Origin of the sequence: Vibrio sp. D401a (assembly GCF_030248515.1) — a bacterium.
Classification (GTDB): Bacteria; Pseudomonadota; Gammaproteobacteria; order Enterobacterales; family Vibrionaceae; genus Vibrio; species Vibrio rotiferianus.
This window is the reverse complement of record NZ_JAHGAI010000035.1, coordinates 15576-41081: the sequence shown is the minus strand read 5'-3', so window position 1 is coordinate 41081 and position 25506 is coordinate 15576. Positions and strand designations below refer to the sequence as shown.

Below are 25506 nucleotides of genomic sequence, written 5' to 3'. Positions count from 1 at the left end.
CAATTCGAATTCCCAGCACAACCAAGGAGGAACAACACCGTTCACCATTCATATCGGCATAAACGCCCCTGATAAATCAGGAGCAACGTTGAAGATCGATCAGGCAAGTATTGCCGCTTTGATCATTAGCATGTGCTGCTTTCTGCCAGCTAGTGCATAAAGCCCATTCACAAACGCCATGACAACAAAACGTAAACCCACAACCACCGAGCAGTTGTCTTTCGCTTTTGAGCTGTATCATCGCATCCCCAAAGGCCGTAAAGTCACTGCTCAGGAACTACAAACCGAATTGTCCCACGTTGGTATCACACGAGACATCCGCACCATACAGCGCAATCTGGATGTGGTGGCGCAATATCTCGATGTGGACAAAGATACGAGAAACAAGCCATACGGATACAGTCGCCGATTGACGAGTCAGTTTGTATTAGGTCCAAGAGAGTCCATCGTTTTAGAGCTCGCCAAAGCCATGATCTCAGATGTGCTTCCGGACCAATTACACTACACCGTTGAATCGGCTTTTCAACCGATACTCAACCACCAGCGCAGTTATCCGGGTTTACAACGAAAACAAGGAGAAAGTACAAGGGCTGGTACCCATTCTACTTTCTGTCCAGTTGAGACAGTTGAAGAGTTGGTCACCATTTTTGAACCGCTCTCGTTAGCCTTAACGTATCAGCGGCTCATAACCATTACCTTAAAAACTGGAGAGACTATCGAAAACATGATGCCACTTGGCCTATTGCTCTCGATTCAATCTTTCCATCTTATCTACCAGTCAGACGACAACACATTCGACATTGCTTTACACCACGTAGCAGAAGTCAAGGTTTTAACCTTCCACTTTGACTACCCCGCCAACTTTGATCTTCACCAGTATTCTCTACAACCAGAGCTCTACGGTAAGCATATCGACTTGGATTCAGATAGTTACCTAACGGAAAACTAAACCGATCCGACAAATAATGCCGCTGCAGGTTTTACTCTATACCTGTTTCAACTTTCTGCGGGTACACAGGGCTGCTTACTTCCCTAATTCTCGCAGAGCCATAGCACAAGACTTGATGAGTCGGCGCGTAAGTTAACCAGCGAAACTCCACTGGCTGACTTACAAAGGCAGAAAGTACCAGCTCTTCGATATTGTGCCTTGTCTTCGCTTTACCTAAGGAACTCAAGTCGAGGGGAGCGGCCGCCCCCTCAGTATGGCTTTCAGGCATATCCCGCACACCCACCTTCCACAATAAATCCCGCGCACAACCTGTCGTGTTGTCACTGACTGATTCAATGATTTATTCATCCATTAGCTAATAAGGAACACACTATGAAATCCATCATCAAAACTATCGTTATCGCTTCTGTAGTGCTATCTACGAACGTTTTTGCTGAAAGCGCGATAGAGCGTTTAAGTGTTGAAACCATCAAGCAGGAGCTCACACCAGCTCAAATTGAACTGACTTTAAAACAATGGAAAACAGAGGAGCTAACAAACCTTGAACAAAAAGCGCAGGCCATCTCAGACCTTGCACCGATAGAAGCGCGTCGCGAAATGGTCAAACAACAAATCAATCAAGAGTACAAGCAAGCGCTAATTGCGTTTGGCTTGTAAGTATGTCGGGGAGCGTGATGCTCCCTGTTTTTTGGACGTCCCTAGTCACGAGTGCACACTACAAACCTGGGCGTAGCGCGGCAAGATCTAAACGTTGCCACGACAATCCCAAACTAGTCTCTTTTGAGACATATATTATTAAAGAAAAAGGCTTTTTTGCGAAAGTTAGACCGGTCTCATCAAATGTAGGACATCACCACTGCTAACATGTTATTCCTTAAATTTTTTGTAAAGGAATCAACCTAGTGACAAAAGATATCGATATAGCTGAGCAAGAAGAAATGTACGAAGAAGACAAGGAGCAAAGAGTTAAAGAGGCCGTTAAAAATGGCATGGACGAGATTGAAGCAAGGCAAGCGATTGAAGACGAAGCAAATCACGATCCAGCTAAAGGACCATTTCTCGAGTAGTCGACCCTTAACTGTAACCCTCGCGTCCACCAAATCTAACAGGGGAGCATGACTCCCCACATGCAAAACTTCTTAATTTCTACTACACCCAAAGTTTCTCTCATTATCTCCATATCGCTTCGTCTGAATTTTGCAAATGTACGTCATCCAGTGAAAGGCAGACTCAAAAGAGTCGCGCACAACACCATCACGTTCTTTCCGGTGGCTCTCTGGTATTCGTTTAACATCCACCTTTTTGGAACCTGAGAATTCGACTAACCCAGAAACGCTCTCTTCCGTTAATCCAATTGAGCTAGCCCATGCTGTACTGACCATCCAGCTTAATTGGCCAGGCATAGAAGCGTTGGGATGACCCAGCCTGTAATATGTATCGTTGTTAACCAAAATGAATACATGATAGTGTTCTTTCTGAGAATCATTCACCTCTCGAACCCAGACATAACGAACTCTAGTCGGATGCGGTACCCTTCCTTCTCTACGCTTACTCTGTAAATCGGCTTCAACCTTGGCTTTGAATGCCCTGATAAACCGACTGATAGCACCATCTCTACCAACACACCAGTTGATTGGATACCGCAATATCGCATGAAACAGAAATGTCCTCTTGTGGTCGTTTAATGCGTTTATCAATGTCTGATGAACAGACTCTAAATAACTTCCATTAAATTGACAATTACGATTAAGGCTTAGCCCAGAATATAGCGTCCCTTGATATGGCTCGAAATACATACCAACTCCAACAGTTTAAAAATGGATAATAATTCCTAGAATAAAAGTAATTTAGTTTTTAAAGATAACCATGAAACAAAAAACTAACAGAAGATAAAACCTAATAGTAAATAACCTTTTCCGAAGTCACCATTCAGGTAAAACAGTTATCATTTAAAAATAAGAACAAAGAGATGACGCAATAATTAAGGACAAGCAACTCTCTATTTATCCCCATCATTAAAGACATAGTTTATTCTTTTCTGGGTATTCGTTATTTCAGGGAAATTTGATAATAACCGCTCTGTCCTTGACCATTCAATTACCTCACTCTCTACCCAGCGACTAGACCTTCTCCCAATTTTAATTTTCAATGGAAAACATCCGTTTTTCATTAGCTTATAAATACTCGTTTTACTAAGCCCTGTTAAGTTCTTAACCTGATGTAGCGTAATCAAATTCATTCAACATCCTCATCGTTAAAGAGTAAAAACGTTAATAATCCCATTGATGTGCAATATCTAATAGCAAATCATCTTTGAGCTTAATTTCATCGTGTGAACAATGGGGAAACAAATCTATAACCTTAGTTTTCTTTACTAGAATCTCCCCAAATGGCTCTATTGTTTTAAGGTAGTCCAAAGCAATATCGAGTGATTTTTTCTTCCTTGTTTCATTTGGCCCAAACTGAAGAACCTTATTTCTCTTTATATATCTAACTCCCATATCAGCTTGTTCTCTGAACCAATAATACAAATTCTCAGCATCTATCTCATATTTAGGCTTAGCTGAAAACACTTTTATAAACTCGTTAGAGAAATAAGCGATGAGATCAATAGCCTCAAATAATGCTTCCTTAGAAATTTCGCTGTCTGATAAGTCATCAAAACTATGAATGAGTGCAGCTAAGCGAGCTATATTCTCAGGTAGCTTGGAAGCGTGATCTTTTACATGCTCAAAAACACCTTCCGGCGCCATCTTGAATTCGATATCATTTGCGATATCAAGCCAGATTTTTTTTGCCTCATTAGAGAACCGAACAACCCTCCTCGCTTTGTAGTCCGTTAGCTCTGACGCTTGAAACATTAATTCGCTAAGTCTTTTGTTGAAGGCCGCAAGGTTTGCCGACGAGTATTCAATACCATTGGATTGCCTAAAACCACAATTTGATTGAGGTGCGCAGACTAGGAATCGAGACAGGAAGCCATTGCCACGAACATCGTCTTTGTTCTTCGTTAAAAATCGTTCTAACGCACTCCATTGCGTCATAATGTTGATAGTGAGTCGAGCTTGTTCCAGCGTAAAAGTACCCGATGTTTTCCTATTTACCGTTACTTCATCGCCACTCCATATGGCATTGAGGCTCGCTGTGTGGGACATTACTCGGCTATTTAAAAGTACTCCTCCTTCACTAGAACCAAGATAAGCATTAGGAATATGTTCACTTAATCCATTAAGCAACGCCTCAATTGTGCTGTCCTCAAAGCTGAGACCATCAAGCGTAGGCTTCTGCGGAGCATTGTTTTCATGCTCTAATAGAGCTCTAACCATTAGCTCCAAAGATGCTTCATCTTCCAAATCAAATGACTTTTCGATTTGAGTTTTTCTCTTCTCGAAAAGCGCTTCTCTAATCTTGTACTCCTTTAACTTGTTTTGGTATTCCTCAGCATTTTCCTTATGAAATGATTTAATCCCCTTCGTAAGTAAATTTTCTAACGATGACTTCCGCTCTCCAGATTCCGCAATTATTAATGACATCAGAGAAACCGGTGCCACCTTTCTCGTTGGCATTTCAACATCAATCAAGCCCTGCATAGCAACGGACACAGCACTCATGGTTGCTAAGTACACCATTGGATCTGGTGCTTGAGTTATTGTCTTCGCCTCATTGAACGCATTAGTGATCAACGTTGAATATTCGACCTTAGGTGTATACCCTCCATCAATAGGAAATTGATACCTATAGTGATTCACGATGTCCTCCTCATTCGGTTTGATGAACAATTGCTTGCTATTTGGTGCCCAGAGTAGGCCCACATCTCATAGAGTTGATCCACTCGATGATGTCCTTTTCTCGCCAGCCAACAGCTCTTGCCCCAAGCTGGATCTTCAGAGGAAATGTAGAGTCAAACCGCGGGGACTTAGGGTTTTGCTTGTCATAAATCGTTGACCGCGACAGGCCGGTCAGCAACGCTATGTCTTTCAAGCGAAGGATTTTGTTTGAAAGTGGTGTGTGGTGGTTTTGCATATTGCTTCTCCCAAATTGATTTGATGGGAGAAGTAAACACTAAGTCAGGGAATAGGAAAAAGGAGCCACCGATAGGAAATCCCTATAAACGGAATCCCTAAGCCTTTAAAGACAAGGCTCTAGACTCCTAAAAAATTTTTTAATTTATTTGTATTTATCCGGTCTCAATATCATTTCAACCCCGTTGGCACTGCTCGACTTGAGCCCCAGTTCTGTCTCTAGTATGTAAATGACGTTTTGAGTTACTCTGCGCACTTCAGCATTATCTTGGTTGTGTTTTCCGGCCCAATATGTTTCAAAAATCCCCTTCAGCTTCTCAAAGTAATTGTTTCCAGGTTCTTTTTTACTACGATTGATGATCCACGTCCCCCCTTCTCTGACATACTTTGGCTTGAAACACTTATACTTGCTGGCCAAGTAGCCAGATGTTCCACCAGATATAGGCTTTTTACCCATTTCCAGAAGTTCAAAAGCAGCTTTTGAAAGCTCCACGAATGCCGTTGATATATGGAACCTAGGTTCCAGAAAAAATCGACTAGTTTCATAGCTAGAGTTATCAAAGGTTAAAAGTGATAGATGCTCCTCCAAGATCCAACATTCCGACTGAGTTACAGAACAATTTTCGATGATATCAACCGGGTGATTATACTGTTCCTCTCCGCTGTATTGGTTACAAAGCACATAATCCAACTCTCGATCCGAAAACTTGATCTTTCCTATTAGAGCGCTTTCAAGATTCGCTCGGCTATCAGTTTCGTCGATACTAAAACTGTATCTTGATACAGGTACAGACTTGCACAAACTGTATTCACGAGTATCGTTATCGTAAACGAAAACAGCATCAAACTTACTAAGCTCCAGCTGATGAAGCGCCAGTAACCTGGAGATATCGCCATGCTTCAACTGCAAGTATTCGACATGAGCTAACTTTGTTGATGCTGCCAAATCCGAAGTGTGAATATGAGGTTTCTCTGAAGGAGAAAGAGATTGCCCATCTAAGAGATGAATTCTTAGCGGAAGCTGCGTAACAACGTTTGACTCACTTAAAACAACATCCTTTTTCGTTAACTGATTTAACTTTGGGTCTATCGCCCATACATCCATTGATGCCGGAACTTGGATTAGCACCGGAATGTCAAGCTCAAGACACTTCCTCAACTTGTCACCAATTGAAGTATCCGAATCTACTTCATCAAGTCGATGGAGTCTTTTCATCATGTAGCTCTCTGCCCTTAAAAACTATAGCTATTTGTTGCTATTAGTAGCAGAAATAGCAGCAACTTAATGTTTTATAAGTCATAAAAAGCACTAACTCGACTAACAGTGACAATTCCAGAGAGTAGTTTGGAAAACAAATAAGTGATGGAGATTAACACGAACAATCTATTGACTTAGCCAATGTTTCAATTTAGGTTATATGCAAAGGGCTGAGGCTTACCTGCGGTTTGTAATGTACTTCTTACAAAACAAAGCACTCACATCGTTGAAGAAAAAGACACTACCACTCACGATCAAACCATCATTCTCGGACCTTATAGCCGGAAGTACGCCGTCACTAAACTGTGATGGGGCTTGCTTATTTTTAAAGGTTTTAGAATGACTAATAACTCAATCCCAACTACATACATCCCGTTAGAGAAATTCCATATTGTTCCCTTAACAGGACTGTCTCCAGCAGAACTCAAAATCTCTGCGAAAAGAACATCGCGTGACCGTGAAAAAATCACTCATACAACAAAACTAAACGCCATTGCTAAACGTCTTGGAATAACTGGTGGATTTGCCGCTTACGAGAAAGAGTACAACGGAAGCTTACTTCCGTTTATGGCCAAACATAACCTTAGAAAACGCAAAAATCTTCTCAAGCACACGAAAGACGGTGATTACAATTTGTATTTCCCTTTCAGCCACCAGCAGGTTTCTGAACGACTATTCTTCTTTGAAGGACCCACTCCTAAGAAGCTGTTCACCGGGCATGATTTTGACTTTTCTGGTCCAATTAGTTGGCACAGTCAAGACTTATACGACGCTCTCAATGAAGATAGTGACTGGTCTGATATTATATTAGGCAATTATCATATCAAGCGAGCAATAGACGATAATTTTGATATTTCTCACCTATCTGACCGTCAACAGTATTTGCTTAAACTCGATGTAACAACAGAAATTACAGTGCGTTTATTGGATCAAACGGGCCTCCCTAACTTCTTGGATTTTCTAAACAACAAAGAGACAGAACCAAAGAAAAGGGAAAAACGATACCAACAGGTCTCTGTGAAGATTTTAGATCTCATCCTTCTAAAAAACCGAAACGGGTCTAGTAGTATTTACCATCTTCTCGGAAACTCTTTAACAGATATTCCTTCACCGTCAGAATACATAAAGCTTTATGCCCCAAATACAGTTCCAACTGAAAATGTTGAAAGAGATTTAAATTCGGACAAATACCTGCAACTGTTACTAACTAAACGCATAGGCGAAGGCAACGCCGGCTGGGTCAATGTTCTGCCTTACAATGAGAATTTGATTTTCTTGTCAGATGCTCGCGGTAACTATGATTTTGTCATCAAAAATCAACGTGGCAAAGTGTTCAACCATCAGCTATTTGGGAACAATTTGAAACGAGCTGATATTCCAAGCTTCATCGAAGATTACCGCTTTGAGCGTTGGTACTACTTCGAATATGAAGGTAATAGAGAACTAGACGGACATAACTCAGAAAAGCACTACTATCTTAATGGTGGCACGGTGTCCAACTACCCCGGCATTCAGACCATATTACGTGAGTACTATCAATATAAAGGGGTTTATCACCCAGAGCATAGAAGTTCTAACGTTCGTCTAGATGGCTTCAAACAAGTATCCATCGATGAAAAAGAAATGATGGTCTCCGAACTCATAACGATTGGTGACCTGATCAACTTCCTAAAAGAAAACGCAGAATACAGCAAAAACCGTCAAGGTGATTCACTTGCCCCAATCAATAGCGAGAGTGATATCACTCTGCCAGCATCATGTACATTTTTTGACGTCCTAGCCTACATTAACTGGTTGGAGAAACAAACGGGGGTTCCTCTTCGTATTCTTAGCTACTCAGAATACAAGTCATTGAGAGGAGAAAACTGGTCAGAACCAAAACGTGGTCAAGACAGTGACATGACATTCATCAGCACATCAGGTGAGAAGTATGATTCTCACCCACCCTACATGGCTCAAAATGACTTTGACAACTTGCACCTTCGCTTTCCAAAACCTCTTCACAATATCGAAGAGAACGGATTGCGATTTATTGATTCAAATTTCTTTTGTGAGTGGCTACTAGAAGGGGTTCAGATCCGCTCAGCTAGCCTCACTTCGTTCTATATGGACGATTACGTGTTGAGGGCAAGTGGACCTCAAGATTCAACCGGAAAATACAAAGGCATGAAGACAGGCTTCAGGCTCTGTTACGAGCTGAAAAAACACTAACAGTTAAGGCAGTGGGTAAGTCGCTGCCTAGTTAACCCCTTCATGAATTTATTTCCGGGACACAACTTGATGAAAAAGAAAAACTTTAATATCGCTGTTTACATTGATATGGAAAACATAGCAGCTAGCGACTTTCAGCTTGAAGAAGTAATGAATTCTTTCCTCAGCGCTGACGACGAGTACAACTGTATATTCACAATTAAGTCGGCTTATGGGAACCAAGCGACAGCAAAGAAATCACTGAAAACTCAAATCTTAGAGCATAATTTCAATATTATTGACACGCCAAAAATTGGTAAAGAGAAGAACAGAGCGGATTTGTTACTCAGCTTGGATGCCTTTGAAAGTCTGCACCTTGATAACCCGAGAGTTGATAGATATTGCTTTATGACCACAGATTCTGACTTTACTGTAATCGCAGATAAACTGAGAAAGTTCGGTAGAGAAGTATGGTTAGTCTGCAAAAAATCCGACAAAGATAGAGCGATTATCGCTAAGTCATTCGACAACTTATTGTTCGTCGAAGATTTCCTTCCAAAGAAAGATATTTCTGTAGTGGGCAACCTTGATAAGCTTTTTATCAGCGCCGTCAGGAATATGAACCAGAGCAAACTTCCAAGCAACGTTTCCATTGCTAATGACAGGATGAAAGCTCTAGACCCAAGTTTTCAAGTGAATAATACGGAATTCAAAACCTTCATGAATTTCATCAATCACATGGAGCAAAAAGGCTATGTCAAACTAGAAAGCCTTCCCACTGGTGAAAATCGTATTACTGAAATCGGCGTGTAGTTAGCAGAAGTAAAAATGGAAACAGTTTAGGGCTTTACAGCTAAGCCCTAAATTGCTATTTACCATGAATTCAACCGATCGCTCTTAAATGTACAGCACCTGTTACTGACAATGAACCTACTGCTGCATCATCAATATAACTACTCCACCACTCCATCATTTTTCGTCGACGTTCCAGATAATCTGTCCGATTGTAAGCGGCACGAATAGCATTTCGATCCTGGTGAGCCAAAGCAGCCTCAATGATATCCGGGTCAAAACCTCTTTCATTCAACGTCGTACTGGCGAGAGAGCGCATGCCATGCGCGGTAGTGCGATCTTTGAATCCAATACGCCCCAACGCCTTGTTTATAGTCTCAGAGTCAATAGACCGCTTGGGGAAGCGCATAGAGGGGAAGACATGTACCCTATGCCCACTAATTGGATGTATGCGCTCCAGTATGGCGATAGTCTGATCGGTCAATGGAATGCGATGTTCACGTTTCATTTTCATCCGTGTGTCTGGAATAATCCAGAGTCGATTTTCTATGTCAATCTCATCCCAGCGAGCACCAGCTGCTTCACTTGGTCTAGTCATGGTGTGCAGCTGCCACTCAATTAAACATTTGGTAGCCAGCTGCATATTTGCAGTTGCAACTGTCTGTAGTAACTCTGTTAGTTCATCAGGTTTAAGTGCCGCCATGTGTTTCACATCAGGAGAAGCAAAAGTTTCTCCAACTCCAGATAAAACGTTGTGTTGGATCAAACCGCTATTGATGGCAAAGCGCATGATTTCATTTACCAACTGGATGGTGCGTTTTACTGTCTCCAGCTTGCCTCTACGAGCAATGGGCCTAAACGCTTCCTGAACTATTATTGGCGTCAGTGACTTAACCGGGATCTCACCGAACTTAGGAAAAGCATAAAGCTCGAGCTTTCTCCAGTTACCTTGGACGGTCTTAGGTTTTAGTTTCGTCTTGGTCTTAACCCATTCATCAGCGACTGACTTGAATGTACAAGCTTGCTCTTGTTGAATCTGGGTCCTCTTCTCGATCCTGTCTAATTTAGGGTCAATACCTTCCTTCAGAAGTTTGCGCATCTCAAACGCTTTGTCACGAGCACCATCAACATTGAGCATGTCTAGGCTACCCAATCCCAAGAAGGTTCTGTTTTTTGTACCTGGCTTTGTGTAACGAAACTCCCAGTATTTGAGGTTGTTGGGTTTCACCAGTAGATAGAGACCACCGCCATCAGGTAAACGATAGATTCGATCTCGGCCCTGTGCTTGTTCGATTTCCTTGTCTTTCAGACGATGTATTAAGTGCGACATATTGCCCCCTGGTATGACTAAGCTACACTCAAAAAAAGTTAAGTTTTTCGCGTCATACCACTTGACCCTAAGCTATTGATTTATGGAGAATAAAAGCTGTAACTCATGTAATTCCTAAGTTCCTAATCACTTGAATAGGAGCTAAGCAAATCAGGTTCAAATGGTATATTCCCGAAGTCGGGAAAGATTAAAACATACACTTTGTCATACCCCAAAATGGCGAACGAACTAGGACATCTTTGGACGTTATCGGACGATAACTTATTGATTTAGAAGTATAATAGGCATAAAAAAAGACGTCCTAGGACGTCTTTCTTCAAGAATGTGGCGGTGAGTGAGAGATTCGAACTCTCGATACGTTGCCGTATACACACTTTCCAGGCGTGCTCCTTCAGCCACTCGGACAACTCACCGAATCAAATTGTGGTTAGCATCATTGGCTAACGAGGCGCTAATTTAATGATTATGTGCCTGATGGTCAAGGCTAAACATGAAAAAAAGCGCCCTTTTGCGTTTGTTTGCTCACTATCTAGCTAAATTGTGCAAAACAGGGACAATTACGCCTCTTGATAGTAACCAGGAACGCGGAACCAACGGCGGCATTGGTCAAGGAAGTAACCGTAAAGTACGCCCATACCACAAGACACAACCGCATTACTCGCTACTGCTGTAATGATTTGATCAGTAGAAGCGCCTACCGCGAATAAGATGCCAGCATAGACTGGTGATTGGAATAATACGTAGGCTACCAAGTCAGAGACATTCTTCATAAATGATGAAGGTGAAAGCTTGTTGCCTTGGCGCAATACCCAATCACGGAACATGCCATAAGGCCAAGCAATCGCGATATTGACTGGAATAGACAATGTACGTGATGCCAGAGACTGCTCGAACGTCATACCCGAGATCAAAATCTCGATGATCATCCCGGTGATAAAACAAAAAACCACCATAGCGAAAGTATCTGCTGCTGCATTACGAATACAGAATGGTCCACGAGCCCTCATTACAACCTCTAAAATCAAACACCAATTTAAGTGACATCTATAAAATCTTTCACTACATCAAAAGCGACATAGCAGTTCATATCGCCATTAGAGCACAACAATTGCAGTTTATGATCTCGTTTTTAAAATGCAGAGGTAAATTAATGACTACTTTCAAAACCCAAAGTAGTCAAAATCACTAAAAACAGGAACTCTAGCCAAAAAACCGCACCAAAATGGAGTTAAATAACGTAATTTAATTACTTAATAAGAACTTAGATGAGGAAAAACACAAGAAAAGTAGTTGTAAATATGGCAGGTGAGCGGAAAAAAGATCGCCTCATGCTGCTTAGCATGAGGAAATCAGGATAATCACTATAAAGCGGGCATCCTTGTGTCTTACAGGTCTGCTAACAATACGGTTAAGCTGTCTATATCTTCTTGCTTGGGTGGCTGCGCTTGCGACAAGTAGGACTCGATACTTTCCGCTAATTCTGCGAGCTGTAGCTGCAAGCTCTGAGGAACAGAAGCATGAATCCTTGCCAGTGTTTGGCTAGCTCCCTCTAAATCACTGTCTTCTAGCGCAACGTAGAACTCAAGCAACAATGACTCCGTGTTTAGTGGTTTATCTGAAGATTGAATGCCTTCAGGGTGATATTGATAAAGCCGTTGAGAGTGACGATATAGCGCGTCGTCCAGTTCTGATTCAACAATAGGTTTCGCGATAATATGATCAGCGCCTACCCCCATCATTCTTTCTTGAGTTTCTTTGAACACATCTGCGGTACATCCAAAAATCAGCACCGACTTAGAAACGGATTGAGAGTTCCTAATGACAGATATTGCGCCAATACCATCAAGAACTGGCATATGGTTGTCCATTAAAATTAAGTCGAACTGTTGCTTCAGCGTAATATCGACTGCCTGCTGACCATTTTCTACAGCGGTACATTCGAAGCCTTTATCTTTTAAGAAGCTTTCCATGATAATGGTGTTCGTTCGATTATCTTCAACAATAAGGGCTCTAAGCCCCTCACAGTTGATTTTGTGTCGATTTGTCGTTTCAAGTTTACCGGGCTCACAGGACTCAAGCTTCAACTCAACGGTGAATTTGGTACCGACACCTTCCCTGCTCTGTACATAAACCCCACCTCCCATATGTTCAGCAATCTGTTTCACTATCGCTAAACCGAGGCCAGTACCACCATAGCGACGAGTTGTGGAAGATTCTGCTTGCTCGAATGGACGGAAGATCCTCGCTTGTGCATCGGATGAAATACCAATGCCTGTATCTTTTACGCTGATGATCAGCTTGTTAGCGCCATCATCCTGCTTTTCGTCAAGTTCAACTTCCACATATCCGGAGTCAGTAAATTTCACTGCATTATTCAACAAGTTAAACAAAACTTGCCTTAATCGCGCTTTGTCATTGTTGTACCAACGACCATGAGGCAGGTTTGAGGTAATTTTGAACTGTAAGCCTTTTTCGGCACAAAGTGTATGGTAAACACTATTGATACTGCCCAGAATGGATTCTATCGGGAATGGTGTGTGCTCAAGCTCAATATGACCTTGCTCTATTTTCGAGTAATCCAAAATCTCGTTGAGCAGTGTCATCATATGATCACCAGAATCGTAAAGCGTATTGAGGTGCTTACGCTGCTCATCATTTAACGGCGTTTTAAGCAGGATTTGAGCGGTACCCAAAACACCGTTCATTGGTGTACGAATCTCGTGGGATAAGGTGGCCAAAAAAGCGGTTTTAGCGTTGGTTGACGCTTGTGCTTTCACACGCTCTCGCTCTAGGTAAACCGTTTTTTCATTAAACTTACTGATCAGGTGACCAATCTCGTCATCACTTTCATAATTGATATCGATAATGCCGCCTGTTTTAGAATCATCGACCTTTTGGGCAATTCGCACAATTGGTTCCACGATATACCGATTAAGCAAGTAATAGCCAACTAATACGCAAAGAAGTAGAAATGGAATAATCCCGCGTTCCACACTCATTACTTGTTCAAACACCTGATCCGCCACTTTCACTTTGGCGTTAACAACATCAAGCTGCCAGTTGAACTCACCAAAATCGAGCTCACTGATATAGATATTTTTGGATAGATTGAAGTTGTGCTCAACGATCACCTGCTCATCCGCATCACGGATCACGACTCCCAAAGAGTACTGATTGGTGTGTTCACGGATAAATTGGAATAACGCTTCCAAAGAGAGGTCGACAGTCGCTACGCCTGCAAACTCACCATTGCGATAATAAGGCGAAGAAGCCGTAATCATCTGTACTTGTGTAAACGTATCGATATATACGCTTGACCAGCTCACAGCCCCTGCTGGTGCTCCTGCCACAGATTGATACCACGGCTCATTGTCATACCCTCCTGTCTGAGGGTTATTGTAAGATTGGATCTGGTCGAGACCACCAGCATCATTTTTATTGAAAAATAGACTGGTGTAACGCCATTCTTCATTGTCTAAGAATGGTTTAGGCCACAGCCCTCCGCTGACAATGATGTCATCGCTAACGGCAAGTAGTTGAGGAATGGTATCTACCAGGCTGACTTGGTGTGAGCCTGTCTGACCGAGGCCGACTAAGCTTTGCACCAACCCAATAGAGCTAGTGAGAGGCTGCTCAATTTGTGAAGCGAGTAATTGAGTTCTTAAATCTAGATTTTGTTCGAGTTTGGAACGGACAGGAGGCTCCACCACTAAATAGGCCACACTACCAATAGTTGCGATGAAGAACCCCAAATACACTGTTAATGCGAGGATACTTTTCTTTCTTAACGAGGAGCGTATTTCCATAGCAGTTAACGAATCCATCCCTAATATCGATTTATCTAAAATTGATTGGTAAGATATTCGCAATCAACCAGTCCATTAACAAATGGTATTCTATTTTGAAACTACAAGACATCCTTTCTCTTCCAGAACTTGATGGAAAACTACTAAACCTAGCGAAAACTCAAGGCTTCGTAACAGCAATGGCATCTGCGCCGAATGTTCTGAACCCTCAAGAATGGCTACCATTCCTTTGGGGTGGTGAAGAGACCGCACCTTTCTCTGATGGAGAGCAGCTAGAACAGTACATCGATGAGATTGTTCAAATGTGGAACCAAACTCGTCCTGCATTATTGGAAGGCAGTTGGCAATGGCCTGAAGGCTGCGCTCTGGACGAAGGTGAAATCGTGACGGAAGCAACTCGTGATTTCTGTGAAGGTGTTCTTCAGGGATGGCAATTGGCTCGTGATGATTGGGAAACCTTAATGCCAGAAGATAGTGAAGACAGCGCATTACTTGGCGGTGTGCTGCTATCTCTGACCATGCTTTACGATCCAGAAACAACTATCACAACTCTTGCAGAACAAGGCATGGAAGGCTTAGAGCAATTTGAAGAGATCTTCAATGCGATGCCAGTAATGCTTTCTGGCCTAACGCAACGTGGCGTCACATTGGCAGAACAAGAGTAATCATAATTTATTAAAGCCACTGACTCTCAGTGGCTTATTCTATCAATTCACCTCTCCTCATTTCCTTTCTCAAACCCGCAGCAAAAACATTCGAACAATCCATTGGTGTCACCATTTTATAAAAACAACATTACAATTCCTTAATTTCTTTGTTAGTATCCGCGCCGAATTTAGTTAATTGAATGTTGCAATGCACACAGTAAGAAATCAGCATATAAAACAAAAAGTAATGGCAGTTTATGTCATTGCTGCTTTGCTGTTTCAGATTTACCTGTTGGCAACCGTAGCACTTAACCCATCACAAGTTCATAACAACAACTGGTTATCTGAAGCTCAGGATGAAAAAGTCCTACTCTGTACTGCAAAAGGCTTTAAGTGGGTCGACATTAAAGAGCTTATCGCCGACAACGCCATGTCTATTTCACCGGATAGTGAGATTCACGATCCATTAAAGTTCAGTTGCCCTTTACTGGATGTGTGCCAGTTCGTTATCGCTATCATGGCGATGATTCTAGCGGCTATCATTCTTTGGCTTAGTCGCGTTACTCCGCGCTTTAATACCGATTTACCTATTCAGTGCCAGCAAAAGCTTTACCTTGCTCTCGCGCCAAAACAATCCCCACCTCAGACTTTCCTTGCTTAATTCGACGATCCTACGTCGATAAAAATAATTCAAATAACAACACACCTAAGTAGCCTCGAAATGCTTGGGTATCAATGACCGCGTTTAACCAAAACAGCGGCACAAATTCGCACGTACTTTTTTTGGAATTCAAATCTGACTTGCGAAAATAATTAGAAAGGAAAGTCTATGTTCAACCGTATTTCAACTGCAAAGCCTCTATTTACCACAATCAGTTGCGGGTTACTCGCCGCATGTGGTGGCGGTTCTGACTCTAACTCAACGACAACCCCAGAAACCTCACTACAAAATGTCACGCTTGAATTTAAAGCTCGTGTTGGTCAACAAGACATTCAGTGTCAACTGATGGAAAATGCAATTGCAGGCACTGCCAATACAAACCCAGAGTTTAAAGATGTCCGTATGTACCTTTCTGAAGTCGAGTTGCTTGACAACAATGGCGTAGCAACCCCTCTTGAGCTGATTCAAGATGGCAAATGGCAATACAAAAACGTTGCACTGTTAGACTTTGAAACTGGCTCGGACAGCTGTGCAAATGGTAATGCAGCACTTAACCATCAAATCAAAGGTCAAATACCCCAAGGTAACTATACTGGGGTTCGCTTTACCTTAGGCGTTCCTGCCGCGCTCAACCACTACGGGATTGACGGCGACGACGCTATCTCACCATTGGATGTAATGGGCATGAACTGGAGCTGGCAAAACGGGCATAAGCATCTGCGTATGGATGTGAATGGTTGGAATATTCATTTGGGAACCACAGGCTGTGAAGTCGTGGATGCGACACAGGAAACCATCGATTGTGCCTCGTCTCGTCCAAATCGACCAATCTACCAATTTGATGACTTCGACGCCGCAACCAATGTGATTGTGTTCGATTATCAGCGCCTAGTCGCTAACAACGACATTACCTTTAATACCCCAAATACGCCTCCTGGTTGTATGTCGTCTAGCACAGACCCTGATTGCCAAGGCATCTATGACAACTTAGGTCTAGATTTGGAGACCGGCGAATGCACTGCTGGTAACTGTAGTAGCTCTCAAGCTTGGGTTTCAGTGGAGTAATTGTTATGTCAGTAAACCAGAAGTGCGGTTTGCTGGCATCGCTCACGATTTTTGCCATCGTAGGCTGTGACAGCGAATCGGATTACACCGTGATACCACCCAACGCCGAAAATGAATTTGGCTTTGACTTTCAAACGGGCTCACTTCCACCACCTAAAGAGCCAGCAGATAACCCTGCGACAGAGGAAAAGTTTCAACTTGGACGCCATCTTTTTTATGACAAGAAACTTTCTGGCAACCAAACCATGTCGTGCGAATCTTGTCACCAACAAGCGTTAGCATTCTCAGACGGTGTAAAAGTGCCAACGGGCTCGACAGGAGAAGTGTTGCACCGCAACTCACAAACGCTCACTAACATCGCTTATAACGCTTCTTACACTTGGGCAAACCCCATCTTGAAAGAGATCGAACAGCAATTGGTGATCCCTTTATTTGGTGAGTTCCCTGTCGAGATGGGCATTAATGATGCGAACCGAGAAGAGATATTGAACCGATTCCGTCGTGAAACGGCTTATCAAAATATGTTCAATGCGGCTTTTCCCAACGAGCAAGACGCTGTCACGTTTCCTAATGTGATCAAAGCGCTTGCCGTCTTCAACCGAGCCTTGATCTCTAAAGACTCAGATTTTGATCGCGGCACCATGAGCAGCTCAGCGATGCGTGGTCAGGATCTGTTTAACAGCGAGAAAATGGAATGTTTCCATTGCCATAATGGCTTCAATTTTAGCGACTCAACCTTACATGATGACTCTGTATTTGTCTCACGCCCTTTCTTTAACACAGGGCTTTACAACATTGATGGCAAAGGCAGCTATCCCATTGCAGACAATAGCTTGTTCACCGTCACTCAAGATCCAAAAGACAAAGGGAAATTTCGTCCACCCACGCTGAGAAATATCGCCTACACCGCGCCTTATATGCATGACGGTAGTATCGCCACACTCGGCGAAGTGTTGGATTTCTACGCCAATGGTGGTCGCAACATCACTTCTGGTGAGCATCAAGGGGATGGCAGAAAGAACCCAAATAAGAGTGAATTTGTCAAAGGCTTCACCCTCAGTGCACAAGAGAAACAAGACATGCTGATGTTTTTACATGCTCTGAGTGATGAGACATTTATCTCTAACCCTCGCTATGCGAATCCGTTTACTCAAGAGGATAAGTCATGAAGCAAGTGCTAATTACTATGGGTAGCTTGCTGGTGACGCTCCCTTTACAGGCCAAGCAAGCTCAAACTGATTGGCTCGATGAGGTCGATATACAGTCAAACCTTTTTGCTCAAGTTGGCTACTATCAGACCGACAGAGAAACGGCATACTCAATTCCCGGTGTGGTGACGGATGCAAAAGCCTTTCACTACGAAGAAGGATTGCAGCTGATGCATGGCGAGCTTGGGTTCTTGGCAAGCCTAGATAACGTTCTAGCGGCAAAACTTATCATTGGTAGTCACCATGGCGAGTCTATAGAACTTGAAGAACTATGGCTGCAACCCCACCTGCATCAAGATTGGACACTACGCATAGGTCGTCAACTCAGCCCAATAGGGTTATATAACGGTGTTCACGAACACGACTGGCGTTTTCTTGATGCTTCACTAACCCAGCAAGCGTTTCTTGGTAGTCAATACAGCGATGATAGTGTTCAGTTGACCTTTGCTCAAAACCGTTACGACACCACTATTTGGCTTGGTCGTGGCAGCGAGTACCCTGCCCGATACGATAGTAGCTCCGCTTCGCCTGCCGCCTTTGGTTTGACTGCCAATTGGTATCAACTGAGAGCGGATTACCAACTGCAAGTGATGGCAAGTGCGGCTTATTTTAACGCGACTTCGCGAAAGCAAGCGGAAAATGATGGTCACAGTCATGCTCACACCGCCTCTAGCAACTTAACCTATGACGGTGATACTACCCTGTTGACCTTCGGCGCCGATCTAAAGTGGAACAACTTAAACTGGCAAGTGGAATGGATGGGCCAAAGGCTAAATGCCACTCTAACGGATTCACAGCAAATTCGAACTGAGCTAGATGCATTTCAACACGGTGTGTCTACACAGTTAAGTTGGCAGTACCAAAATATTGAGATGGGCGCACGTTATGACTGGTTAATAACAGACAATGAGGTAACCAAAACCAACGCTGAATTCGAACAGGTTTTAGATGCTAAAGGTCATGCTCCACAGCGTATCAGCGCTATTGCTAACTGGCACTTTGCTATGCATCAACTTTTGAGATTTCAAACCAACTACGAATCCATTCTTCAAACCAAGCAAACTGCATTTTGGCTCGTCTACCAAGGCAACCTCACTTGGTAAACCAACAACAATTAACGGAAATAATTATGAAAAAAGCGCTAAAAATCATCTCCCTATTTTTATCTGTTTGTCTCATCGCACCCGTGAGTGCTCATGAATATGCAAAGGATAGTATTCAAATAGATCATCCTTGGAGTCGAGAAGCCCCACCGAATGCGACCGTGATTGCTGGTTTCTTCCAACTAAAAAATGGTTCAAGCAAAGATGACTTCTTGATCGGTGCTTCTACCCCGATTGCCGAACGTGTGGAAATACACACCCACGAAATGAGCGACGGAATGATGATGATGAAAAAAATTGACAGCGTTCGAGTTGGCACAATGAAGACCGTGATGTTCCAACCAGGTGGCTATCACCTGATGATTTTCGATCCTAAGCAGTCCTACCAAAAGGGGGAACGATTTCCGATGACGCTGCAATTTAAACATGCCGGAACGATCGAGGTTGAGTTAGCAGTAGAAGCAAATAGCCACGTACATAGCCACTGATGAATCGTAGTTAATCACTGTCCTAAGCCTCTCATACTCGAGAGGCTTAGTTTTTGCGAAACAAATATTTTGAGCAAACCAAGCCAACGCTACCACTCAAAGAATAATATGAGGAACATAGCGCGCCATATCTTGAGTCACTAAACTGCTGTCTTCTCGAATCGAGATCCCTGCTGCTTTGTCATTCACGAGCCAACTTCCAATCAAAGTATGGCTTGAGCCAAATTTCGGTAGCGGATGATATTGTTGAATGATGTTTTGGTTCGATTCGTATGGACCTGGCGTTTTCACTAATCGCTGACCATTTTTGACAATCTCAATGTTGGCACCTTCGCGAGAAAACAAAGGCTTAATAACGTAGTCTTTTAAGCTAGCCGCTTTTGGATCATTGGCAAAATACGCAGGTAAAAGATTCGGATGATTTGGAAATCTCTCCCAAAGCAAGGGCAACAACGCTTTGTTAGACAGAATCGATTTCCACATTGGCTCTAACCAGTTCACACTCGATGTTGCGAGATACTGGCTGTATTCCTCTTCGAACATAAACTCCCACGGGTAGAGTTTGAACATCCAGCGAATCGCTCTGCCATCAGCATCCACAAATTGCCCATCTTGTGTCACACCAATATCTTCAACAAAAACAAAAGCGGTTGCTAACCCAGCCTCCCTTGCGCAGTCTTCTAGGTATTGCACCGTACCTTTGTCTTCTTCGGTGTATTTGCAACAACTAAAATGCAGCGTTTGACCCGGCTGCAATTTGGCAATGTCAGCAAAGCGTTCAATCAGAAAGTCCTGCAGAATATTAAACTGATCCGCACTTTGGTGAATACGCCCTTTATTGACAACGTCTTCTAACCACACCCACTGCCAAAAGCCAGTTTCAAACAATGACGTTGGTGTATCTGCGTTGTTCTCTAGCAACTTTGCTGGCGATGAGCCGTTGTAAGCAAAGTCCATTCTTGAATAAAGGGATGGCTCTCTTCGCAGCCAAGAAGAAGCGACTTGCGACCACATGGCTTCGGGAATCGCACACTGCGTCAGTAACCGCTCACTTCGCACAACCTTATCGACGATTTCAAGACACATTTGATGAAGCTCTTCCGTTGGGTCTTCAATGTCTTTCTCAATCTGCTCAAGGGTAAATTGATAGTAAGCAGTCTCATCCCAATACGGTTGGTCGTACATAGAATGGAAGCCAAAACCAAACTGGCGTGCTAACTCACGCCAGTTTTCTCTTTCTTGTATTTCTCGTCGAAACATTTTAGTTAACCGCCGCGGCTTACTGACACCGCTTTACCAAAGCCCCCGCGAGACATCGCACGACCAATCGTACCACCACCGCGCTTATTTAGGTTACTGGTAGCGACCTTAGTGGATTGATTGCGGTAAGAACCGTAAAACTGCCCTGCACCGTTGTAATACTTCGATTTATAACGATACATCGGCTCTGAGTAGTAGCTTTTGTTGTAACCGCTTAAACCACTTACTGCACGGCTGAAGAAGTATCCTCCAACAAACGGCACATAAGAACGATGGCGCGAGCTGTAATAACAATCGTCTTCGTAGAAATCGTCTTCACACTCGTACTCATTGTTATAGCGCGGTGCGTTTTCTTCTGCACGCGCCATTGCCTCTTGGTAGGCGATTTCACACTGCTCGCTGAATTCAGGTGCATCCGATTTACACTCGTCAGCATCGACGTAGATGTAGCCTTCCGTTTTTGATTCTTGCGTTGCGAGAAAAAAAATCCCACCGAAAGCAACAAATGGAATGATTCGCCCGACTTTAAAACTCTTGTCCATTGAGGAGCGTTTCACATTGGAACTGCGTTTCATCGAACCTCCTAGTAGGTCATGCAGGCTGCGTTAAGCACACCGACAGACACAGAGACGGCAGCTAAAACAATGCCTGCTGGTACTTCATCATTCTCAATACGCTCCGATACTTTCGGCAGCAGAATAAAACGCACAATACCGAACGCAATTATCTGTGCCAGCATCGCAACGATGCCCCACACCATAAAATCTATAATATTGACTGAGTTGGTTGCAGCACCCGCAATAGCGAGGCAGTAGCCAAGGAACGCTCCACTTAATGCGACTGCCGCCGCGGTATTTTTCTCTTCTTTGATCAGATGCCATTCATCGTACGGTGTCAGTTTTACATAAACGAATTTGAACGCCAGTACAAAAACGATCGAAACGGAGAAGTAGAGAAGAAAGTTAGGGAAACCCGCCAACAGGTCGGCAATCATATGCATTATTTATCCTTGTTCATGTCAGTCCAAGCGAAGTCATCAATTCGCTCGTCGGCAATATAAAACAGCTTAGTGCTCGGCGGCACTTGGGCATTTAAGTCTGGGTTGAGTTCAATCCCGTCGCCGAGATCGAATGCGATCAACGTTGCTTGGTGATGCTTCTTGATAAATCCGAAGATCTTTTCCACGCTGGTCGTCGGTTGATCTTGTGGGTAAATCACTGAGTACTGCGTCATACCTCGTGTAGAGGCAAGTAATTCTTGGTGTAACGCGCTTGAACCTGGATCCACTGCAGCTTTGGCAAGCATCTCTGCGCCTACCGCTGGAATGCACTCTGCCTTAGGGCAATGCTGACTGAGCAATCGTCCCAACGCTTCATCTTTAAAGTAGGCGAGCAAGTGTGCATCAGGGTTGACCGAAGCACAATACAAGGCGGCCGAGAGAGTAATATCATCGCTAAGATTATCAACAATAATACAGTTAGCTCCGGTAATGTTGGCATTCTTCATCTCTTGCGCATCGGTGTAACTGTTCACCTTAATAAAACCAATTTCACCCGGTAATGGGTTTTCAATATCTGAACGACTGCATAACACGATTGGGCGTTTGCCCTCTTCTTCATGCTGTAACATGCGGATAAGGTGCATAGTGCGTGCGCCATTCCAACCCAGTAATACGATATGGTTTTCCACTCTTACTCTCCGTTTACCCAGTATGCCTGCTCGCCAATAGTCAATCGCCCCGCCTGCAACTCGTCCCAAAATGGCAGCAAATAAGCTCAAACCGCCAGGGATAATAAATAACACCACTACCCACTTACCCATATCACTTGAGGGTGATAAGTCGCCATAGCCAACCGTTGAAGCGGTCACCATGAGGTAGTAAATGAAGTTTGAGAAGTTATCGGTCAGTGCATGCTCTCCTGCAAGAGCCAGCAACAACCACGAGATGGCAATGTAGGCGCCACTAATGACGAGAAGATTTCGGTTGCTCAACTTAAAAAGATGGGTACTTAGCCACTTTTTCAGTACTAGCCATACAGCCATAAGTTTCCGATTCCTTTCTGATTGCTATAACTAAATACTAACCTATTGATTGTAAGAAATAAAAAAACCAGCCACATTCGGCTGGTTTTTGCGATTTGTCTTAGCAAGCTTTTGCCTAAACAGGACTGAAAAACTAAGCGTTGCCTTTTACTTGCATGTTTAGTTGCTCTGCGAAGTCCAACATGCGGTTCAACGGGATGAGTGATTTCACACGCAGTGCTTCATCAACGAAGATTTCGTGCTCTGCACCACCTTCACTCAGTGCCTTTTCAATCGCTTTAAGACCGTTCATCGCCATCCATGGGCAATGTGCACAGCTGCGACACGTCGCGCCCGCACCTGCTGTTGGCGCTTCTATCAATTCTTTTTCCGGCACTAGCTGCTGCATCTTAAAGAAGATACCTTTGTCAGTAGCGACGATCATTTGCTGATGAGGTAGCTCTTTCGCTGCCTTGATTAGCTGACTCGTAGAACCAACCGCATCGGCTAGCTCAACCACACTTGCTGGTGACTCTGGGTGAACTAGGATTGCCGCATCTGGGTATACGCTCTTCATCTTGCGTAGTGCATCTGCAGAGAACTCGTCGTGAACCACACACTCACCTTGCCATAGCAACATGTCGGCGCCAGTTTTGTTCGCAATGTAAGAACCTAAGTGACGGTCAGGGCCCCAGATGATTGGTTTGTCTTCCGCGTCTAGGTGCTCAACGATTTCAAGAGCAATACTAGAAGTCACAACCCAATCTGCGCGTGCTTTTACTGCAGCTGAAGTGTTTGCGTATACCACTACCGTGTGGTCAGGGTGAGCGTCACAGAACTCGCTGAACTTGTCCGCCGGGCAACCAAGGTCAAGCGAACATTCCGCTTCTAGCGTTGGCATTAGAATGCGTTTTTCAGGCGTTAGGATCTTTGCTGATTCACCCATAAATCGAACACCACCGATGATCAGTGTGCTTGCAGGGTGGCGGTTACCAAATTTTGCCATTTCTAGCGAATCACCAACAAAACCGCCGGTTTCTTCAGCTAAAGCTTGAATTTCAGGGTCGGTGTAGTAGTGCGCGATTAATACCGCGTCCTTCTCCTTAAGCAGCTTTTTGATTCGCGCGATGTAATCGGCTTTTTCTTCTTGGCTTAATGGGATTGGTTTTGGTGGGAATGGGTAAACTGTATCGATTTTATCTAATATGTGGCTCATTGCTCTTGCTCTACGCAACTTCCTTTAATCCGAGTATTGTAACCTTGTTGATTTTCAAAAACCAACCCGTAACCAGAATTTGTAGCAGTCTAGCCGTATATCTTTGTTATACCTTGAAAAGAACGGGCAAAGAAAAAGGGAGCTAGGCTCCCTTTTGACTTTGTTTACTTCAGCTTAGAGCTTGCGACTTTCGCCGAAGCACTACCTGGATACTCATCCACAACTTGCTGATAGTATTTTTTCGCCTGCGCAGCATTGTTGTTACGCTCAGCGATATCACCTAGCTTAACCAATGCGTCTGCACGCTTGTTAGATTCTTTGTAAGAAACAACCACCGCAAAACTCTTCACCGCTTCTTTGTCCTGCTTCTTAGCAAAGTACAGCTGACCTAGCCAGTAGTGTGAGTTCGCTGAATAGGTAGAATCAGGGTAATCTTTCTGGAACTGCTGGAAAGCTGCAATCGCGCCGGTGTAGTCACGTTTTTTAAGGATAAGGTCAACCGCATTTTGATACGCGGTTTGCTCATCTACATTAGAACTGTACTTACCACCTGTTTCAGCTGGCTTTTTCTCTGCCGCAGCTGGAGCCGCTTTCATTTCACCACGAATACGATCAAGCTCTACAAACAACTCTCGCTGTCTCTTAAGCATTTGCTGCATTTCATAGCTGTTGCGCTCTAACTCACCACGAAGATCACTGATTTCCTGAGACATCTGATCAATCTGTCCCTGCATTTGTACTTGAACGCGATTGCGATTTTGTAGCAAACGCTCTAGACGTTCGATATCAGTTTCTGGACCCGAGCGAGTCTGTGATGCGGTCGATGAGGTGCTGTTGAGGTCTGATACTGGAGCTGGTGCAGCGAACGCGAAGTTCGCTGCACTTGCCAGTAACGTAAGCGTAACAGCGCGCTTAGTGTTACTGAACATGAGGTTTACCTCAGATTAGTACACTAGAACCGCACGACGGTTCTTAGCGTAAACTTCTTCAGATTGACCTAGAAGAAGTGGTTTTTCTTCACCGTAAGAAACGATAGAGATTTGATCTGCTTGTACACCTAGTGCTTGTAGGTAGTTAGCAACTGCTTGAGCACGACGCTCGCCTAGAGCGATGTTGTACTCAGGAGTACCGCGCTCGTCTGCGTGGCCTTCAACCGTTACTTTAAGCGCAGGGTTCTTGCTTAGGTAAGCAGCATGAGCAGCTAGCATCTCTTCGTAATCACCAGCGATTGTTGAGTTATCAAACGCGAAGTAGATTGTTTGAGTTTCACGTAGTGCTTGCTCTTTTAGCTCTTGCTCTGTTAGCTGACCATTTGGGTCAATTGGAGTTACTACTGTAGTCTCCGCAGAGTTGTTAGTTTCTGCGCCAGTGTTAGAAGCAGCGTCGTCACTAGAACTACACGCTGTAACAGCCATTACAGGAAGTGCGATTAGTAGTCCTTTTAGAACCTTGTTAAGTTGCATCTTATTTTCCTTCATTAATCAAACTT

27 protein-coding genes and 1 tRNA gene are annotated in these 25506 nt (G+C 43.6%); 11 read left to right on the top strand and 17 right to left on the bottom strand.

Translation table 11 applies throughout. The features are described 5' to 3' along the window. Positions 1–178 precede the first annotated feature (178 nt). Positions 179–949 (top strand): hypothetical protein, encoded by a 771-nt coding sequence (locus tag KIV41_RS14255; RefSeq protein WP_285336839.1) that lies wholly within the window; start codon positions 179–181, stop codon positions 947–949. 31 nt (positions 950–980) lie between these two features. On the opposite strand, the gene KIV41_RS14250 is transcribed toward KIV41_RS14255, so the two are convergent. Then, a complete protein-coding gene (locus KIV41_RS14250) occupies positions 981–1217 on the bottom strand; it encodes a hypothetical protein (RefSeq protein WP_285336837.1) in 237 nt (78 codons plus the stop codon). A 104-nt stretch (positions 1218–1321) separates the two neighbouring features. On the opposite strand from KIV41_RS14250, the gene KIV41_RS14245 reads away from it, so the two are divergent. Further along, the gene (locus tag KIV41_RS14245; RefSeq protein ID WP_285336835.1) at positions 1322–1606 is read left to right on the top strand and encodes a hypothetical protein; all 285 of its coding nucleotides are present in this window, start codon (positions 1322–1324) and stop codon (positions 1604–1606) included. Between the two features lie 245 nt (positions 1607–1851). Then, positions 1852–2016 (top strand): hypothetical protein, encoded by a 165-nt coding sequence (locus KIV41_RS14240; RefSeq protein ID WP_285336834.1) that lies wholly within the window; start codon positions 1852–1854, stop codon positions 2014–2016. Positions 2017–2088: 72 nt separating this feature from the next. On the opposite strand, the gene KIV41_RS14235 is transcribed toward KIV41_RS14240, so the two are convergent. The 5 genes from KIV41_RS14235 to KIV41_RS14215 all read right to left on the bottom strand — a co-directional run bounded on the left by KIV41_RS14235 (position 2089) and on the right by KIV41_RS14215 (position 6190). After that, a complete protein-coding gene (locus tag KIV41_RS14235; protein WP_285336833.1) occupies positions 2089–2745 on the bottom strand; it encodes an inovirus-type Gp2 protein in 657 nt (218 codons plus the stop codon). Positions 2746–2948: 203 nt separating this feature from the next. Further along, positions 2949–3188 carry an AlpA family transcriptional regulator gene (locus KIV41_RS14230; RefSeq protein ID WP_285336832.1) on the bottom strand — a complete coding sequence of 80 codons (240 nt, stop codon included), beginning with the start codon at positions 3186–3188 and terminating at the stop codon, positions 2949–2951. A 31-nt stretch (positions 3189–3219) separates the two neighbouring features. Then, positions 3220–4698, bottom strand: coding sequence for a YfjI family protein (locus KIV41_RS14225; protein ID WP_285336831.1), 1479 nt, complete (start codon positions 4696–4698; stop codon positions 3220–3222). A 37-nt stretch (positions 4699–4735) separates the two neighbouring features. After that, a complete protein-coding gene (locus KIV41_RS14220) occupies positions 4736–4972 on the bottom strand; it encodes an AlpA family transcriptional regulator (protein WP_071235683.1) in 237 nt (78 codons plus the stop codon). A gap of 144 nt (positions 4973–5116) precedes the next feature. After that, positions 5117–6190, bottom strand: a complete 1074-nt coding sequence (locus KIV41_RS14215; RefSeq protein WP_285336830.1) for a hypothetical protein — start codon at positions 6188–6190, stop codon at positions 5117–5119. Positions 6191–6568: 378 nt separating this feature from the next. Between KIV41_RS14215 and KIV41_RS14210 the strand changes: the two genes are divergently transcribed. Together KIV41_RS14210 and KIV41_RS14205 are read left to right on the top strand one after the other, a co-directional pair. Continuing rightward, a complete protein-coding gene (locus KIV41_RS14210) occupies positions 6569–8440 on the top strand; it encodes a hypothetical protein (RefSeq protein WP_285336828.1) in 1872 nt (623 codons plus the stop codon). A 69-nt stretch (positions 8441–8509) separates the two neighbouring features. After that, the gene (locus tag KIV41_RS14205) at positions 8510–9232 is read left to right on the top strand and encodes an NYN domain-containing protein (RefSeq protein WP_285336827.1); all 723 of its coding nucleotides are present in this window, start codon (positions 8510–8512) and stop codon (positions 9230–9232) included. A 70-nt stretch (positions 9233–9302) separates the two neighbouring features. On the opposite strand, the gene KIV41_RS14200 is transcribed toward KIV41_RS14205, so the two are convergent. The 4 genes from KIV41_RS14200 to KIV41_RS14185 form a co-directional block, all read right to left on the bottom strand. Beyond that, the gene (locus KIV41_RS14200) at positions 9303–10541 is read right to left on the bottom strand and encodes a tyrosine-type recombinase/integrase (protein WP_047513263.1); all 1239 of its coding nucleotides are present in this window, start codon (positions 10539–10541) and stop codon (positions 9303–9305) included. Positions 10542–10866: 325 nt separating this feature from the next. Beyond that, positions 10867–10954, bottom strand: a tRNA-Ser gene (locus KIV41_RS14195). A gap of 144 nt (positions 10955–11098) precedes the next feature. After that, the gene (locus KIV41_RS14190; RefSeq protein ID WP_285336825.1) at positions 11099–11548 is read right to left on the bottom strand and encodes an L-alanine exporter AlaE; all 450 of its coding nucleotides are present in this window, start codon (positions 11546–11548) and stop codon (positions 11099–11101) included. A 378-nt stretch (positions 11549–11926) separates the two neighbouring features. Further along, complete coding sequence (locus tag KIV41_RS14185; protein WP_285336965.1) at positions 11927–14347, bottom strand: hybrid sensor histidine kinase/response regulator; 2421 nt, start codon at positions 14345–14347, stop codon at positions 11927–11929. Positions 14348–14400: 53 nt separating this feature from the next. On the opposite strand from KIV41_RS14185, the gene KIV41_RS14180 reads away from it, so the two are divergent. The 6 genes from KIV41_RS14180 (at position 14401) to KIV41_RS14155 (ending at position 19519) form a co-directional block, all read left to right on the top strand. After that, positions 14401–15012, top strand: a complete 612-nt coding sequence (locus tag KIV41_RS14180; RefSeq protein ID WP_088881063.1) for a YecA family protein — start codon at positions 14401–14403, stop codon at positions 15010–15012. Between the two features lie 190 nt (positions 15013–15202). Continuing rightward, on the top strand, positions 15203–15655 hold the full coding sequence (locus tag KIV41_RS14175) for a hypothetical protein (RefSeq protein WP_373417611.1): 453 nt from the start codon (positions 15203–15205) through the stop codon (positions 15653–15655). Between the two features lie 168 nt (positions 15656–15823). Then, positions 15824–16720 carry an MbnP family copper-binding protein gene (locus KIV41_RS14170; protein ID WP_252041828.1) on the top strand — a complete coding sequence of 299 codons (897 nt, stop codon included), beginning with the start codon at positions 15824–15826 and terminating at the stop codon, positions 16718–16720. Positions 16721–16725: 5 nt separating this feature from the next. Further along, entirely contained in the window at positions 16726–17889 is a 1164-nt protein-coding gene (locus KIV41_RS14165) for a methanobactin export MATE transporter MbnM (RefSeq protein ID WP_285336824.1), read from the top strand. Then, entirely contained in the window at positions 17886–19031 is a 1146-nt protein-coding gene (locus KIV41_RS14160; RefSeq protein ID WP_252041826.1) for an OprO/OprP family phosphate-selective porin, read from the top strand. The genes KIV41_RS14165 and KIV41_RS14160 overlap by 4 nt, the downstream gene beginning before the upstream one ends. Before the next feature lie 26 nt (positions 19032–19057). Beyond that, positions 19058–19519 carry a copper chaperone PCu(A)C gene (locus KIV41_RS14155; RefSeq protein WP_252041825.1) on the top strand — a complete coding sequence of 154 codons (462 nt, stop codon included), beginning with the start codon at positions 19058–19060 and terminating at the stop codon, positions 19517–19519. 96 nt (positions 19520–19615) lie between these two features. On the opposite strand, the gene KIV41_RS14150 is transcribed toward KIV41_RS14155, so the two are convergent. The 7 genes from KIV41_RS14150 to pal form a co-directional block, all read right to left on the bottom strand. Then, the gene (locus tag KIV41_RS14150) at positions 19616–20779 is read right to left on the bottom strand and encodes a glutathionylspermidine synthase family protein (RefSeq protein WP_285336822.1); all 1164 of its coding nucleotides are present in this window, start codon (positions 20777–20779) and stop codon (positions 19616–19618) included. A gap of 5 nt (positions 20780–20784) precedes the next feature. Further along, positions 20785–21354: a DUF1190 domain-containing protein gene (locus tag KIV41_RS14145; RefSeq protein WP_010447311.1), complete on the bottom strand. Its 570-nt coding sequence runs from the start codon at positions 21352–21354 to the stop codon at positions 20785–20787. Positions 21355–21362: 8 nt separating this feature from the next. Then, complete coding sequence (locus tag KIV41_RS14140) at positions 21363–21779, bottom strand: DUF350 domain-containing protein (RefSeq protein ID WP_071235693.1); 417 nt, start codon at positions 21777–21779, stop codon at positions 21363–21365. Next, positions 21779–22822, bottom strand: coding sequence for a potassium channel protein (locus tag KIV41_RS14135; RefSeq protein ID WP_038887177.1), 1044 nt, complete (start codon positions 22820–22822; stop codon positions 21779–21781). Before KIV41_RS14135 ends, KIV41_RS14140 begins: the two co-directional genes overlap by 1 nt. A 133-nt stretch (positions 22823–22955) precedes the next feature. After that, positions 22956–24017, bottom strand: a complete 1062-nt coding sequence (nadA, locus tag KIV41_RS14130; RefSeq protein WP_010447305.1) for a quinolinate synthase NadA — start codon at positions 24015–24017, stop codon at positions 22956–22958. Positions 24018–24181: 164 nt separating this feature from the next. After that, positions 24182–24946: a tol-pal system protein YbgF gene (gene ybgF, locus KIV41_RS14125; protein WP_285336820.1), complete on the bottom strand. Its 765-nt coding sequence runs from the start codon at positions 24944–24946 to the stop codon at positions 24182–24184. 15 nt (positions 24947–24961) lie between these two features. Continuing rightward, positions 24962–25480 (bottom strand): peptidoglycan-associated lipoprotein Pal, encoded by a 519-nt coding sequence (pal, locus tag KIV41_RS14120; protein WP_010447301.1) that lies wholly within the window; start codon positions 25478–25480, stop codon positions 24962–24964. Between the last annotated feature and the right edge of the window lie 26 nt (positions 25481–25506).